This is a genomic window from Mesorhizobium sp. WSM4845 (assembly GCF_055811455.1).
Genome location: NZ_JBVVQA010000049.1, coordinates 1 through 14275 on the forward strand (window position 1 = coordinate 1; position 14275 = coordinate 14275).

Annotated in this window: 13 protein-coding genes, 1 pseudogene and 1 riboswitch; of the genes and pseudogenes, 8 read left to right on the forward strand and 6 right to left on the reverse strand. The window is 64.0% G+C overall.

What is annotated here, in order from left to right; translation table 11 throughout:
- A pseudogene (locus AC0L2C_RS32250) lies at positions 1 to 752 on the forward strand (hypothetical protein); the annotation flags it as partial.
- A 26-nt stretch (positions 753 to 778) separates the two neighbouring features.
- Here the strand turns inward: AC0L2C_RS32250 and AC0L2C_RS32255 are convergent.
- The 4 genes from AC0L2C_RS32255 to AC0L2C_RS32270 all read right to left on the reverse strand — a co-directional run bounded on the left by AC0L2C_RS32255 (position 779) and on the right by AC0L2C_RS32270 (position 3850).
- Positions 779 to 1078, reverse strand: a complete 300-nt coding sequence (locus AC0L2C_RS32255) for a CcdB family protein (RefSeq protein ID WP_287326085.1) — start codon at positions 1076 to 1078, stop codon at positions 779 to 781.
- Positions 1078 to 1320 carry a type II toxin-antitoxin system CcdA family antitoxin gene (locus tag AC0L2C_RS32260; protein ID WP_036262191.1) on the reverse strand — a complete coding sequence of 81 codons (243 nt, stop codon included), beginning with the start codon at positions 1318 to 1320 and terminating at the stop codon, positions 1078 to 1080. The genes AC0L2C_RS32255 and AC0L2C_RS32260 overlap by 1 nt, the downstream gene beginning before the upstream one ends.
- Positions 1321 to 1383: 63 nt before the next feature.
- Positions 1384 to 3204: an ABC-F family ATP-binding cassette domain-containing protein gene (locus AC0L2C_RS32265; RefSeq protein WP_473525348.1), complete on the reverse strand. Its 1821-nt coding sequence runs from the start codon at positions 3202 to 3204 to the stop codon at positions 1384 to 1386.
- Between the two features lies 1 nt (position 3205).
- Entirely contained in the window at positions 3206 to 3850 is a 645-nt protein-coding gene (locus AC0L2C_RS32270; protein WP_023803904.1) for a thiamine diphosphokinase, read from the reverse strand.
- A gap of 102 nt (positions 3851 to 3952) precedes the next feature.
- Positions 3953 to 4066, forward strand: a riboswitch (TPP riboswitch).
- A gap of 43 nt (positions 4067 to 4109) precedes the next feature.
- On the opposite strand from AC0L2C_RS32270, the gene thiB reads away from it, so the two are divergent.
- From thiB to AC0L2C_RS32290, 4 genes are all read left to right on the forward strand, one after another.
- The gene (thiB, locus tag AC0L2C_RS32275) at positions 4110 to 5123 is read left to right on the forward strand and encodes a thiamine ABC transporter substrate binding subunit (RefSeq protein ID WP_473525349.1); all 1014 of its coding nucleotides are present in this window, start codon (positions 4110 to 4112) and stop codon (positions 5121 to 5123) included.
- Positions 5124 to 5215: 92 nt separating this feature from the next.
- Complete coding sequence (gene thiP, locus AC0L2C_RS32280; RefSeq protein ID WP_473525350.1) at positions 5216 to 6835, forward strand: thiamine/thiamine pyrophosphate ABC transporter permease; 1620 nt, start codon at positions 5216 to 5218, stop codon at positions 6833 to 6835.
- Positions 6832 to 7602 (forward strand): thiamine ABC transporter ATP-binding protein, encoded by a 771-nt coding sequence (gene thiQ, locus AC0L2C_RS32285; protein WP_473525351.1) that lies wholly within the window; start codon positions 6832 to 6834, stop codon positions 7600 to 7602. Before thiP ends, thiQ begins: the two co-directional genes overlap by 4 nt.
- A gap of 291 nt (positions 7603 to 7893) precedes the next feature.
- Positions 7894 to 9321: a M48 family metalloprotease gene (locus tag AC0L2C_RS32290; protein ID WP_236369087.1), complete on the forward strand. Its 1428-nt coding sequence runs from the start codon at positions 7894 to 7896 to the stop codon at positions 9319 to 9321.
- Between the two features lie 229 nt (positions 9322 to 9550).
- Here AC0L2C_RS32290 and AC0L2C_RS32295 read toward each other — a convergent pair whose 3' ends face one another.
- Positions 9551 to 10414 carry an RNA polymerase factor sigma-32 gene (locus AC0L2C_RS32295; protein ID WP_287065664.1) on the reverse strand — a complete coding sequence of 288 codons (864 nt, stop codon included), beginning with the start codon at positions 10412 to 10414 and terminating at the stop codon, positions 9551 to 9553.
- A 345-nt stretch (positions 10415 to 10759) separates the two neighbouring features.
- Between AC0L2C_RS32295 and AC0L2C_RS32300 the strand changes: the two genes are divergently transcribed.
- The 3 genes from AC0L2C_RS32300 to AC0L2C_RS32310 all read left to right on the forward strand — a co-directional run bounded on the left by AC0L2C_RS32300 (position 10760) and on the right by AC0L2C_RS32310 (position 13145).
- Positions 10760 to 11533, forward strand: a complete 774-nt coding sequence (locus AC0L2C_RS32300; protein WP_473525352.1) for an amino acid ABC transporter substrate-binding protein — start codon at positions 10760 to 10762, stop codon at positions 11531 to 11533.
- A 161-nt stretch (positions 11534 to 11694) separates the two neighbouring features.
- On the forward strand, positions 11695 to 12375 hold the full coding sequence (locus AC0L2C_RS32305) for an amino acid ABC transporter permease (RefSeq protein ID WP_128170983.1): 681 nt from the start codon (positions 11695 to 11697) through the stop codon (positions 12373 to 12375).
- Positions 12372 to 13145: an amino acid ABC transporter ATP-binding protein gene (locus tag AC0L2C_RS32310; RefSeq protein ID WP_473525353.1), complete on the forward strand. Its 774-nt coding sequence runs from the start codon at positions 12372 to 12374 to the stop codon at positions 13143 to 13145. Before AC0L2C_RS32305 ends, AC0L2C_RS32310 begins: the two co-directional genes overlap by 4 nt.
- A gap of 150 nt (positions 13146 to 13295) precedes the next feature.
- On the opposite strand, the gene AC0L2C_RS32315 is transcribed toward AC0L2C_RS32310, so the two are convergent.
- A complete protein-coding gene (locus AC0L2C_RS32315; protein ID WP_027152934.1) occupies positions 13296 to 13877 on the reverse strand; it encodes a CarD family transcriptional regulator in 582 nt (193 codons plus the stop codon).
- Positions 13878 to 14275: the final 398 nt, after the last annotated feature.

The following is a 14275-nucleotide window of genomic DNA, read 5'->3' on the forward strand; positions in this document are numbered from 1 at the left end:
CCCCCCCCCCCCCCCCCCCCCCCCCCCCCCCCCCCCCCCCCCCCCCCCGGGGGGGCCCCCCCCCCCCCCCCCCCCCGCCCCGGGGGGGGGGGGGGGGGCGGGCGGCGCCGACCGATAGCGCAGCCGCGCCGGCAGCGCCGGCCCTGGGTGCCGCGCCGGGTGCTGCACCGACAGCCGCGCCTGCGGAAACCGCGCTGGCGGTCGGCCAGAAGGCGATCTTCTACGAGGAGCGCACCAGCACCGCGCAAGGCTCGGCCGAGCCCGGCAGCATCGTCTGGTCGCTGGTGCAGGAATCGCCCGGCGGCAATCTGCCGCCCGAGCCGGCAATCCGCGCCGAGGCGAGCATTCCGGGCAAGGACGTGCAGTTGCGCATGACAATCCGCCGCAACACCGACCAGACGCTGCCGGCCAGCCACATCATCGAGATGATTTTCCTGACGCCCGATGGTTTCGACGGCGGCGGTGTCGACAACATCCTGCGCGTCGCCATGAAGGGCTCTGAGCAGGATGCCGGCAGTCCGCTGATCGGCATCCCGGCCAAGATCGCCGACGGCTTCTTCCTGGTCGCTCTCAACGACACAAAGGCGGACGAAGACGCCAATCTGACCCTGCTCCGGGGCCAGAAATGGATCGACGTGCCGGTCGTCTACAAGACCGGTCGGCGGGCGCTGCTCACCATGGAAAAGGGCATTCCCGGCGAGAAGGTGTTCGATGAGGCGCTGAAGGCCTGGCAAACAAAAGAGGCGGGCTGAGGCCGACTCACCGGCCTCCCTTCGGCTCAGAAGCCCTGGAACAGCATGTCGAGCGCGGCCACGATGTCGTCGTGATGCCTGGAGATATTCAGTCGACTTTCGCCCAATTCCTTGGCCGGAACCGTGGCGATCAGATGGGTGGCCACAACCAATTTTCGCCCATTGATCTCGACGAGGGGATGGAGCTTTCGCATCGGCGGCGGCGTCATTGTTGTCGGAAGCAGCGGGATCACCACCCGTGTTTTAAAATCGTCGAGCAGGTCGGATTGGACGTCCAGCAAATAGCTGCCTTCGACCCGACCCTCGAAGACATCATAGCGTGCCATCAGAACTGCCGATGTTCTTCCAACGGAATACCGTGCTTTTCGACGTATTCGTTCCACGCTTCCATTGTGGCGCGATTCTCAAGTTTCCATAGTCGGGCTTTTTCTGCAGCCACCGCCTCTGCGATACCGGCTTCGGCGGCGCGCGAGACATTCACATCGAGTCCCTTGGCTTCCTTCATGAGCTTTGAGTCGATCGACAGATTTGCCGGCTGACGAACCGCATTCATAGCTATCTTTCGCATGATGACCTCCGCAGAATGCGCATAATGTATGCGCATTGTCGTGTTGGAGCAACGGCGAAGCGTCTACCCCTCCATCTCCTCGCGCAGCATTTCAAGTTCCAGCCATTCCTCCTCGAGCGCTGCCAGCGTGGCGCGCTCCTTGTCGAGCGCGGCGATGGTCTTCTGGAATGAGGCCGGGTCGCGCTCGTAATACGCCGGGTCGGCGATATTGTCCTCCAGCCGTGATATCGAGGCGGTCACCGCGTCGATCTTCTTGGGCAGCGATTCCAGCGCGAATTTCTGCTTGAACGACAGTTTTTTCGCCGGGCCCTTCGGCGCAGTTGCCTCGGTCCTGGCTGCCGCCGCCACTTCACTCGTCTCGGCCTTCGGCCGTGCCTTGCGGTCGTCCAGCCTGGTGCCGCCGCGCTGCGCCAGCATGTCTGAATAGCCGCCGGCATATTCGATCCAGCGGCCGCCGCCTTCCGGCGCGATCAGGCTGGTCACCGTGCGGTCGAGGAAATCGCGGTCGTGGCTGACCAGGATGACGGTGCCGGCAAAACCGGCGACCAGTTCCTGCAGCAGTTCCAGCGTCTCCATGTCGAGATCGTTGGTCGGCTCGTCGAGCACCAAAAGATTTGCCGGCCGCGCCAGCACACGGGCGAGTAGCAGCCGCGCCCGCTCGCCGCCCGAAAGCTCGCGCACCGGCGTGCGCGCCTGTTCCGGCTTGAACAGGAAGTCCTTCATGTAGGAGACGACGTGGCGCTGCTCGCCGTTGATGACAAGGTTCTCGCCGCGGCCGTCGGTGAGATATTGCGCCAGCGTCTCTTGCGGGTCGACCGCCTCGCGTTTCTGGTCGAGCGTGGCGATCTCCAGATTGGTGCCGAGTCGCACCGTGCCTGAGTCCGGCTTCAATTCGCCGGTCAGCATCTTCAGCAGCGTCGTCTTGCCGGCGCCGTTCGGGCCGACCAGGCCAACGCGGTCACCGCGCTGGATGCGGGTTGAGAAACCCCTGACCACAGTGAGGTCGCCAAAGCTCTTCTCGATGTTCCTGGCTTCGATCACCAGCTTGCCGGATTCGGCGGCGTCGCTGGCCACCATGGTCGCCGCACCCTCGGCGCCGCGATGGCCGCGAAAGCGCTGGCGCATGGTCTGCAATTCGCCGAGCCGGCGCATGTTGCGCTTGCGCCTTGCCGTCACGCCATAGCGCAACCAGTGCTCCTCGCGCACGATCTGGCGGCCAAGCTTGTGCTGCTCGCGCTCTTCCTCTTCCAGAACGGTGTCGCGCCATTCCTCGAAATGGCCAAAGCCCTTGTCCAGCCTGCGGGTCTGGCCGCGATCGAGCCAGACGGTGGCGCGCGACACGCGCTCGAGGAAGCGGCGGTCGTGCGAAATGACGATCAGCGCCGAAGAGGTGCGGGCAAGCTCCTCCTCCAGCCATTCGATGACCGACAGGTCGAGATGGTTGGTCGGCTCATCGAGGAGGAGAATGTCGGGCTCCGGCGCCATGACGCGGGCCAGGGCAGCACGGCGGGCTTCGCCGCCGGAGAGATCGTTCGGCCGTTCCTCGCCGGACAGGCCGAGATGCTCCATCAGATAGGTGGCGCGGTAGGGATCGTCGGCGGGTCCGAGCCCCGCCTCGACATAGGCGCGGACGCTGGCGAAACCATCCATGTCGGGCATTTGCGGCAGGTAGCGCACTGTTGCCGAAGGCTGGCGGAACACCTCGCCATCCTGCGGCTCGATCAATCCCGCAGCGACCTTCAGCAACGTCGACTTGCCCGAGCCGTTGCGGCCGACCAGAGCGATCTTGTCGCCCGCCGACGCCGTCAGTTCCGTCCCGTCGAGCAGCGGCGTGCCACCGAAGGTCAGTTTTATCCCGTCGAGATTGAGAAGCGGCGGCGCCATGTCAGCTTTCAGGTAGGGGGAATGGATGGGCGAGCAACAGCGCGCGGCCGCTGCCCAGCGCGACTTCGAGTCGGCCCTTGACCTCGTTGGAAATGGTCAGCGACGAGCCGAACGCCACCTCGACATGGTTCAGCGGCCATTTGGCGCCGGTCACGGTCAGACCGGCAAGGTCGGAGAAGCCGAGAATCGAAAACAGCGTGCCGTCGGCGTAGTCGAAGCCGGCCTTTCCGGGAAGCAAGGGCACGCCTTCCTGTGCGCCACTGGTCAAAAGCACCTCTGTCCCTGCCTCGGCCAGCCGGACGCCGAGCGCCAGGTGCAGGAAGGCGTGGTCGGTGCGCTTGCCGCCGAACGCGCCGGCGAGCACGAGGCTGGTCGCGCCACGTTCGAGCGCGGCGGCGATAGCCAGTTCGCCGTCGGTCTTGTCCTTTTCTGCCGGAAACACCTGGCGCGGCACGGCGGCGAGCTCGTCCGGCAAATCCGCCGGCACCGAATCGAAGTCGCCGACCCAGAGTTCCGGCGTCAGGCGCAGAGTCCGGGCATGGCTGATGCCGGCGTCGGCGGCGATGACACGCGTGCCTTCGACCTGGCGGTCGAGCAGTGGCGTGCGGATAAGGTCGCCGCCAAGCAGGATGGTAAATTTGCTCATATGCGTGGCCCTTACCAGCCCTGCTTGCGAAACGGAAGGCCGCGGTCTCGATGCCCGGCAAACTTCCGCTTGCGCCGCAGATGGGCCGGGCCTATGTGTCGAAGCGCTCTAACGGGGTGCTGGACGCGATCTTCGCGGACCGGCTGAGAGGCAACCTGCCAACCCGCTGAACCTGATCCGGTTTGTACCGGCGGAGGGATTAGACGTTTCGGACAACCCGACGCCTCAATTCCCCTCAACGCCAACGAAGGAGGCGCCGATGCGCACGTTTTTATACACACTTGTTTCGGCAGTGCTGCTCGCCGCGACCGTTCTCGCCGGCACCGGGCCGGCATCCGCGCAGGAAAAACTCACCGTCTATACCTATGAGAGCTTCACCGCCGAATGGGGTCCAGGCCCGGCGGTCAAGAAGGCGTTCGAGGCCGAATGCGGCTGTATTCTCGAATTCGTCGCGGTCGCCGACGGCGTCGCCCTGCTCAACCGCGTCAGGCTGGAAGGGGCCGCGACCAAGGCCGACATCGTGCTCGGCCTCGACACCAATCTGACGGCGGAAGCCAAGGCCACCGGCCTGTTTTCGCCGCATGGTGCCGTCATCGACGTCAAGGTGCCGGGCGGCTGGAGCGACGATATTTTCGTGCCGTTCGACTATGGTTATTTCGCCGTCGTCTACGACACCGAAAAGCTGAAGACGCCGCCGAAGAGCCTGAAGGAATTGGTCGAGGGCAATGCCGATGAAAAGATCGTCATTCAGGATCCGCGCACCTCGACGCCCGGTCTCGGCCTGCTGTTGTGGGTGAAGTCGGTTTATGGCGACAAGGCGCCCGAAGCCTGGGCCAAGCTTAAGGCAAAGGTGCTCACCGTGACGCCGGGCTGGAGCGAGGCCTACGGCCTGTTCACCAAGGGCGAGGCGCCGATGGTGCTGTCCTATACCACGTCGCCGGCCTATCACATGGTCGCCGAAAACACCCAACGCTATCAGGCAGCATCCTTCGACGAGGGCGCGTATCTGCAGATCGAGGTTGCCGGCATCACCAAATCAGGTGCGAAGAACCCGTTGGCGAAACAGTTCCTGACTTTCATGACCGGGCCGAAATTCCAGGATGTCATTCCCGAGACCAACTGGATGTTCCCTGCCGGCAAGACCGAGAAGCCGCTCAATCCGGCTTTCGACAAGCTCGTCAAGCCGTCCAAGACGTTGCTGTTAAGCCCCGAAGAGGTCGCCGCCAACCGCAAGGCCTGGGTCGACGAATGGCTGTCGGTGATGAGCAAGTAGCTTGTGATTGAGAGATGATCACTCTACGGCGCCGGGAACTCGGCCTCAGCCATATTTTCTGCTTCGACGATCGTTGAACTAGGCAGGGCGGCATGCGTACCGGATATCCTGCCGACCCCCGCGTCACCGCCGGCACAATTGCGCTTGCCGCTGTTGCGCTGCTGATCGGCGGCGCGTTCGCCGGGCTCATCGTCGAAGGCGCACGCGATCCGTCTGGCGCCGCGTCGGCCTTCGATTCCTACCTCTTCCGCGTCGCCCGATTCACGCTGTGGCAGGCATTGCTGTCGACGCTGCTCTCCGTCGTGCCGGCGCTGTTCGTGGCGCGGGCGCTGTCGCGGCATCCGCGCTTCTTTGGTCGCGGCCTGATCCTGCAGCTCTTCGCCGTGCCGCTCGCGCTGCCGGCCATCGTCGCAGCACTCGGGATTCTGGCACTCTATGGCCGTGCCGGCTATTTCGCCGGCGTGCTCAGTGCGATCGGCGGTCAGGGCTGGCCGGGCATATACGGCCTGTCCGGCATCCTCGTCGCCCATGTCTTCTTCAATCTGCCGCTGGCCACGCGGCTGTTCCTCGAAGCGCTTGGGACAGTGCCGGCCGACCAGTGGCGGCTGGCGAGCCAACTCGGCATGGGCGCCAGGCCCGCCTTCCGGCTGATCGAATGGCCGACGCTGCGCGCGTCACTGCCGGGCGTCGCCGGGCTTGTTTTCATGCTCTGCATCACATCCTTTACCATCGTACTCACGCTGGGCGGCGGGCCGCGTGCGACGACGCTGGAGGTCGCCATCTACCAGGCGCTGCGTTTCGATTTCGATCCTGCCCGCGCGGTGACGCTGACAGTGCTGCAGATCGCGCTGACCTTCGTCGTCGTGCTGGCATTGATGCGGCTCGGCGCCAATACCGTCGGCGACGCCAACCTGCCGGTGGCTTCGCGCCGCTATCTTTCGGCCGGCGCCGCCGAGACCGTGCTGAACGCAGCATTGATCATCCTCGCTTTGCTGTTCGTCGCCGGGCCGATGGCGGCCACGGTGACGTCAGGCCTTGGCGCCGATCTCGGCCGGCTGGCGGGCGAGAGCGCCGTGCGGCAAGCGGCGCTGACCAGCGCCGTGCTCGCCTTGCTGGCGGCGCTGCTTGCAGTGGCGCTGTCGCTGTCGCTGGTCATGGCACGCCGGGCGCTGGCCTTGAGGCGTCGCGTCGGCGCCAGGACGCTGCTCGAATACGCCACCGATACCGGCGCCGGCTTCGTCCTCGTCGTGCCGCCCGTCGTCATCGGCGCCGGCTGGTTCCTGCTCCTGCGGACCGTCAGCGACGTCTTTGCCATCGCCCCTGTCATGGTCGTCGCCGTCAATGCGGTGATGGCGATGCCGTTTGCCATCCGCGCCATTCGCCCCGGCTATGATGCGGCGAGCGAACGCCACGAGCGGCTCTGTTTGCTGCTTGGCATTTCGGGCTGGAATCGTTTCCGGCTGGTCGACCGGCCGTCGCTGCGGCGGCCGCTCGCCACCGGTTTCGCGTTCGCGATGGCTTTGTCGCTCGGCGATCTCGGCGTCATTGCCCTGTTTGGCAGCGACTCCCTGCAGACGCTGCCTTATCTCTTGCTGGCCCGCATGGGCAGCTACCGCACGATGGACGCGGCCGGCCTGGCATTGCTGCTCGGCCTGGTCTGTCTCGCGCTTGTCCTGGCCGCGGACTGGCTGGGACGGGGAGAAAAATCATGATGCTCAACAGCGAAAACGGTACGGCTGTGCGGCTGGAAAAGGTCTCGTTCAGCTATGGCGAAGCGCCGTTTTTATTCCATGTCGAGTTCGCCGCCTCGAAGATCATCGCCATCATGGGGCCGAGCGGCTCGGGAAAATCGACACTGCTCAACCTGGTGGCCGGCTTCGAGACGCCGCGATCGGGCCGCGTGCTGATCGGTGGCGGCGATGTCGGCGGCAAACCGCCTTCGGCGCGGCCAGTGTCGATGGTGTTCCAGGAAAACAATCTCTTCGCCCATCTTTCGGTCGAACGAAATGTCGGCCTTGGCCGCTCGCCATCGCTCAGGCTGACCGAGGCCGACCACGCTGCAATCGCCGGGGCGCTCAAGCGCGTCGGCCTTGCCGGCAAGCAACGGCGCCTGCCGCGCGAACTCTCCGGCGGCGAGCGGCAGCGCGTCGCGCTCGCCCGCGTCCTGGTGCGCGACCGGCCGGTGCTCTTGCTCGACGAACCGTTCGCCTCGCTCGGACCGGCCTTGCGCGACGACATGCTCGATCTGGTAGCCGACCTCCAAGCGGAGCGGCGCATGACGGTGCTGTTCGTCACCCATCAGCCGGAGGACGCCCACCGTATCGGCCAGGACATGGTGTTCCTGGACAATGGCACGGTTGCCGCAACCGGGACTGTCGCCGATTTTTTTACCAAGGCTGGACCGGAAGCCTTTCGGCGCTATATCGGTGCAGGTCCGTTTGGCGCAGGATCACGAGATGTTGCCCGGAAGCGGACATAATTTACGGCCAAACCGGCTTCAGGCGATGTGGCGTTTGCTTGCCATGGTCAAAGTAGTGTGGCTAGGTCCTCCGATACTGGTCCGGCATAGGTTGTGATTTGCCACTACGGTGCCATCCGCGCTCGTGGGCTCGAAGGACGCTGTGGCAGTTGATTTTGCGCATGATCTGAAAATCGATGCCCGATTTTCGGGCCATGTGCTGAGAGCCGAAAGGAAGCTGTTCTGCCGACCGGCACAGACAGAGTGAGAAGGAAACCGCTGGCGCGCTTCCTGGCGCTGGCCGGCTTTGCCATGGCGTTGGCAAGCTGCCAGATGTTCACGCCTCCGGACGTTCAGGAATCCGGCTTCCAGCCTTCCAGCAAACCGGTCACCGTCGACAATGTTGCCGCCAACAGCAAGGTCGCCGAAATGGCCAAGGCGCAGCATCCGCGCATCCTCGCGACCTATGGCGGCGAATATTCCGATCCCAAGCTCGAGCGCATGGTCGCCAAAGTCGTCGGCAGCCTGACGGTGGTTTCGGCCAACCCGAGCCAGACCTACCGCATCACGATCCTAAATTCGCCCAACGTCAACGCTTTCGCATTGCCTGGCGGCTATCTCTACATCACGCGCGGCCTGTTGGCGCTGGCCAACGATTCGGCCGAGCTCGCCGCGGTCATCGCGCATGAGATGGGCCATGTCACTGCAAACCACGGCTTGCAGCGCCAGCAGCTCGAGGCCGAGGAAGGCTTTGCGACAAAAGTCGTCTCGGATGTGCTCGGCGACAGCCCGACCGCCAAGGCGGCACTGATCCGCGGCAAGCTGCGGCTTGCCCAGTTCTCGCGCAATCAGGAGCTGGAAGCCGACGGCATCGGCATCAAGTCGATCGGCGAGGCGGGCTTCGATCCGTTTGCCGCCGGCCGCTTCCTGCAGTCCATGTCGGCCTACACCGATTTCCGCTCGATCAGCGGCGCCACCGACGCCAGCCTCGACTTCCTGGCAACGCACCCGAACACGCCGCAACGCATCGATCTGGCGCAGCGCCATGCCCGCCAGTTCGGCGCGCCCGGCGTCGGCACGCGCGACCGCGATGCCTTCCTCGCCGGCATAGACGGGCTGCTCTACGGCGACACGCCGGAGGAAGGCTATGTGCGTGGCGAAACCTTCCTGCATCCGGGGCTCGGCGTGTCGTTCTCGGTGCCCGACGGCTTCATCATCGACAACTCGGCCGCGGCGGTGACGGCAACCGGGCCGGGCGACATAGCGATCCGCTTCGACGGCGTCTCGATCGACAGGAACCGATCGCTGACCGACTACCTCCGCAGCGGCTGGGTGGCCGGTCTCGACGAAAGCAGCGTGCGCCAGGAAACAATCAACGGCAACGAGGCGGCGACGGCGCATGCCAGCGCCGAGGGCTGGCAGTTCGGCATCGCGGTGATCCGCGCCGGCGGCCAGGTATACCGGCTGCTGACGGCAGCCCCCTCCGCCAGCACCTCGCTGGATGCGGTGGCGCGCTCGGTCAGCGGCTCGTTCCGGATCTTGAGCGCGGCCGAAAAAGCAGCGCTGAAGCCGCTGCATATCCGCGTCGTCACGGTCCGGCCCGGACAGACCATGGGTTCGCTCGCGGCGCAGATGGTCGGCGTCGACCGCAAGCTCGACCTGTTCAGGGTGCTCAATGCAATGTCGCCCGGCGCAGCCGTTTCGGCCGGCGACAAGGTCAAGATCATCACCGACAGATAGGGTGTGTCGATATTCAGGTGATGCCGGCCCGCAAATGGCAATTTCCTGCGCTTCCGACCTTCGCCGGCCGGAGCACTCATGAGCGGTCGCGGCAGTAAGGCTACGGCCGGCGTAGGCCGGTGCTCACGTACTTTACGTACGCTCGGCTCCGGTTCTCGGAAACCACCGTTTGGTCGCTTCGCGCCCGTCTTCGACTCCGACTCGTCCTAACCTGAATCGCAACACACCCCTAGGCGGCGGTCGCCAGAAACTCGGGGTTTTGCTTCACCAGCGCTATCTTGAGCTTTTCCATGGCGCGTGCCTCGATCTGGCGGACGCGCTCCTTGGAGATGCCAAGCGCCTCGCCGAGGGCTTCGAGTGTCGCGCCCTCGTCGCTCAGCCGGCGTTCCTCGATGATCCTGAGCTCGCGGGCATTGAGCGCGCCGAGCGCGGTTTTCAGCCAGATAGAGCGGCGTTCGACATCGATCGTGTCGCCCACGACTTCGTCCGGCAAAGGATCGTCCGAAACCAGGAAATCCATTCGCTCTGTGGCGCCCGCATCGTCGGCGAGCGGCTGGTTGAGCGAACTATCCGGGGCCGAAAGGCGCGAGTCCATCATCGCCACGTCGGCCTCGGAGACGCCAAGCGCCACCGACACCTCGCGGTAGAGCGAGGTGTTCGAGATCGGCTCGGCACCGTTCGCCAAGCGGGCGCGCAGGCGCCGCAAATTGAAGAACAGCGCCTTCTGCGCCGAACTGGTGCCGCCGCGCACGATCGACCAGTTGCGCAGGATATAGTCCTGCATCGAGGCACGGATCCACCACGTCGCATAGGTCGAAAACCGCACCTCGCGCTCCGGTTCGAAACGGGCCGCTGCCTCCAGCAGGCCGACATGGCCTTCCTGCACCAGGTCGCCGAGGGGCAGGCCATAGTGGCGGAACTTCGAGGCCATGGAAATAACCAGCCGCATATGCGCCATGGCGATTTGGTGCAGTGCCTGCTGGTCGTTGTCTTCCTTCCAGCGCAGCGCGAGAACATGCTCCTCCTCGCGCGCGAGATAGGGGGCTTTCATCGCCGCGCGGACCATGGTTCGCCCTGCCGTATCTTCCATCATGCCACGCTCCCTGTTCCGGGCGTTGCGGTGCGATCGCTCGCCCCTGAGCTGGCATCGTGGTTGAATTGGCGACGCCGCGCCCTACAACAGCCAACAAACGTGCCACCCGCGCGAATGGTTCCGCCGCTGATGTCGCGTGGATTGCACTGTTCGAAAGCTCGATGCGGCGGTCGCTCCTCGGCCGGTTGGCGTGAGTCGGTGTGGTTTTGAGAATTGGATTTCGAAAGTGTCTCATTTTTGAGATCTGGTTCCTTATTTCGCCAGGCTGCATCTGTCAGTTTCCGGCGCTCACAAATGCGCCGGACGCCGGCCCCGGACGCCGGCCAATGACGGGATCACAGAAAAATGAAATGGCTCAAATCGCTTATCGTCGCCGCAACACTGCAGGTACTGGCAGGCACATCAGGCCATGCCGGCGCCAATCTCGATCAGATCAAGCAGGCCGGTGTCTTCAAGGTCGGCACGGAAGGCACCTACGCCCCCTTCACCTATCATGATGCCTCGGGCGAACTGGTCGGGTTCGACGTCGAGGTTGCCAAGGCGATCGCCGAGCGGCTCGGCGTCAAGGCCGAATTCCTCGAAGGCAAATGGGATGGGCTGATCGCCGGCCTCGACGCCAAGCGCTATGACGCCGTTATCAACCAGGTCGGCATCACCGAGGAGCGCAAGTCCAAGTATGATTTCTCCGATCCCTATATTGCTTCCAAGGCGGTGCTGATCGTGCGGGGCGATAATACCGACATCAAGAGCTTTGCCGACCTGAAGGGCAAGAAGGCGGCGCAGTCGCTGACCTCGAATTTCGGCAAGCTCGCCGAAGCGAACGGCGCCGAACTCGTCGGTACCGATGGTTTCGACCAATCGATCCAGCTGCTTCTTACCGGCCGCGCCGATGCCACCATCAACGACAGCCTGTCCTTCCTCGATTTCAAGAAGCACAAGCCCGACGCCAACGTGAAGATCGCCGCGCAGGAAGAAAATGCCGACTATTCCGGCGTCCTCGTGCGCAAGGGCGATCCGGAACTGGTCGCCGCCATCAATCGGGCGCTGGCCGATATCAAGTCCGACGGCACCTACCAGAAGATCGCCGACACTTACTTCAGCCAGGACGTTTCGAAGTAAGCGCATTTCACGGAGCGGGCGGGTTGCCGGCCCGCATGGCAAATTATCGCGGCGAGCCGTCTTTGACGGCCGCCGCTTTTGGCGTGATATGACGACACTATGGTCGCGCCTCGATGCTGCCGGGCCGATTTTTGGGCGGCAATCTCGCAAGGAGAGTTTTCGTGCCGCACTGGCTGCAATTGATGCTGGATTCGTTGCCCACGCTGCTATGGGCCGCGCTGATCTTCACCGTGCCGCTAACGCTGCTGTCGTTCGCATTCGGTCTCTTCGTAGGACTGGTTGCAGCGCTCGTCCGGCTGTTCGGCCCGAAGCCGCTGGTCGCCGTGGTCCGCTTCTATGTCTGGATCTTCCGTGGCACGCCGCTTCTGGTGCAGCTCTTCCTGATCTTCTACGGCCTGCCCTCGGTCGGCATCCTGCTCGACGCCTTTTCAGCCGCGTTGATCGGCTTCACACTCAATATCGGCGCCTATACGTCGGAGATCATCCGCGCCGTCATAGGCTCGGTGCCGAAGGGGCAGTGGGAAGCGGCCTATTCGATCGGCATGACCTGGGGCCAGGCGATGCGACGCACTATCCTTCCACAAGCGGGCCGCGTCGCGGTGCCGCCGCTGTCCAACACTTTCATCTCGCTGGTCAAGGATACATCGCTGGCCGCCGCCATCACGGTGCCGGAGATGTTCCAAGCGGCGCAGCGCATCGTCGCCACCACCTACGAGCCGCTGATCCTCTATGTCGAGGCGGCGGCTCTCTATCTGGCGCTGAGCTCGGTGCTGTCAGCGTTGCAGACGCGCCTGGAAAAGCGGCTCAACCGCTATGGCGGCTTCCTCGAGGCGCGCGCATGATCGGCCTCACCGACATCGAGAAGCGTTTTGGTGACAATCTCGTGCTGAAGGGCGTGACCGTCACCATCGAGGAAGGCAGCGTCACCGCCCTTGTCGGCCCCTCGGGCGGTGGGAAAAGCACGCTTCTGCGCTGCATCAACCTGCTCGAGATCCCGACCTCGGGCACGGTGCGCATCGGCGACGACGCGCTCGAATTCCATCCCGGCGGCAAGGTTCCCGGCAGGGCCATCCAGCGCCTGCGGCTGCAGACCGGCATGGTGTTCCAGAATTTCCAGCTGTTCCCGCACCGCACGGCGATCGAAAATGTCATGGAGGGCCTGGTGACGGTGCTGAAATGGCCGGCCGGGCGAGCGCGTGAGCGGGCGCTCGCCCTGCTCGAAAAGGTTGGGATGTCGCACAAGGCCGACGCCTGGCCGGCGACGTTGTCAGGCGGCCAGCAGCAACGCGTGGCGATCGCCCGGGCGTTGGCACCATCGCCGAAAGTGCTGCTGTGCGACGAGCCGACTTCGGCGCTCGATCCGGAACTGGCGCAGGAGGTGGTCGACGTGCTCGGCCAGCTCGCCAGCGAGGGCACCACCATGGTGATGGCGACGCTTGATTTGCGCCTCGCCTCCAAAATCGCCCAGGAGGTGGTGTTCCTCGACGCCGGCAGCGTCGTCGAGAAAGGCCCCGCCGCGGTTTTGTTCAGCAATCCGGAGCGCCAGCGAACCAAGCGGTTCATCTCGACGCTGAAGCAGGAGGCGGAGAAGGAAGGCGGCGGCGAAGGTTAATGCATGTCGCCCAAAACGGCGTAGCGGTTTTGGGGTGACCATCACAAATGCTAATGCGCCCTTGCTGCCTTGCTTCAGCGAGTGACCGGGCATATAACAAAAAAACCCGGCGCGAGGCCGGGTTTTTCCAAATTCGAAGGCGAGAAGCGCTCAGGCTGCTTCTTCCTGCTCGGCTTCTTCGTTGTCGGCCTTGGCGCCGCGCTTCGGACCCTTGTTGAGGTTCACCTCGATGAGGCGCACCGCTTCGGTTTCCGACATGCGGTTGACGGCCGCGATCTCGCGCGCCATGCGGTCGAGTGCCGCCTCATAAAGCTGGCGTTCGGAATAGGACTGCTCCGGCTGATTGTCGGCGCGGTAGAGGTCGCGCACAACTTCCGAGATCGAGATCAGGTCGCCGGAATTGATCTTCGCATCATATTCCTGGGCGCGGCGCGACCACATGGTGCGCTTGACGCGGGCGCGGCCCTGCACGACCTTCAGCGCGCGATCGACGTAATCCTCTTCCGACAGCTTGCGCATGCCGATGGAAGTCGCCTTGGCGACCGGAACCTTCAGACGCATCTTGTCCTTCTGGAAGTCGATGACGAACAGTTCCAGCTTGTGGCCCGCAACTTCCTGCTCATCGATCGAGACGATCTGGCCGACGCCATGCGCCGGATAGACGATGTACTCGCCGGTCTTAAAACCGTGACGCGCTGCGCTGGACTTCTTCTGCGGGGTGATTGTTGCCATTACGCCATGAACTCCTTGGTGTGGAACCGGCATTCTGCCGGTCGAACTCGCGCGATCGGGTACCGATCGTTAGCCGCACAACTACGAACCCACCGGAAAAACCGAGGTTGGCAAATCGCATAATCGCGACTGCCTGCCCCAGATCACTCTGGTCCGGATTGAAAAATTCACCTTTCAGTGATTTGGGGCGTTTGCGCCATAAATCGACGTTGTGTCACCGGCATGTTTGGTTCGTTTAGCACAAAAAGTCGGAAGAATCAAGGTTTTGCTGCACGCGCGAAGGTCAAGCGCGATCTCCGCCTATCAAGGCAGTTAACGTGTGGTGCCTGTCAGCACGCGTGATGCCGATCAAACCGGCGTCGCCGTTACGGTGCCACGCGCCCGTTTTGGACGCGCAA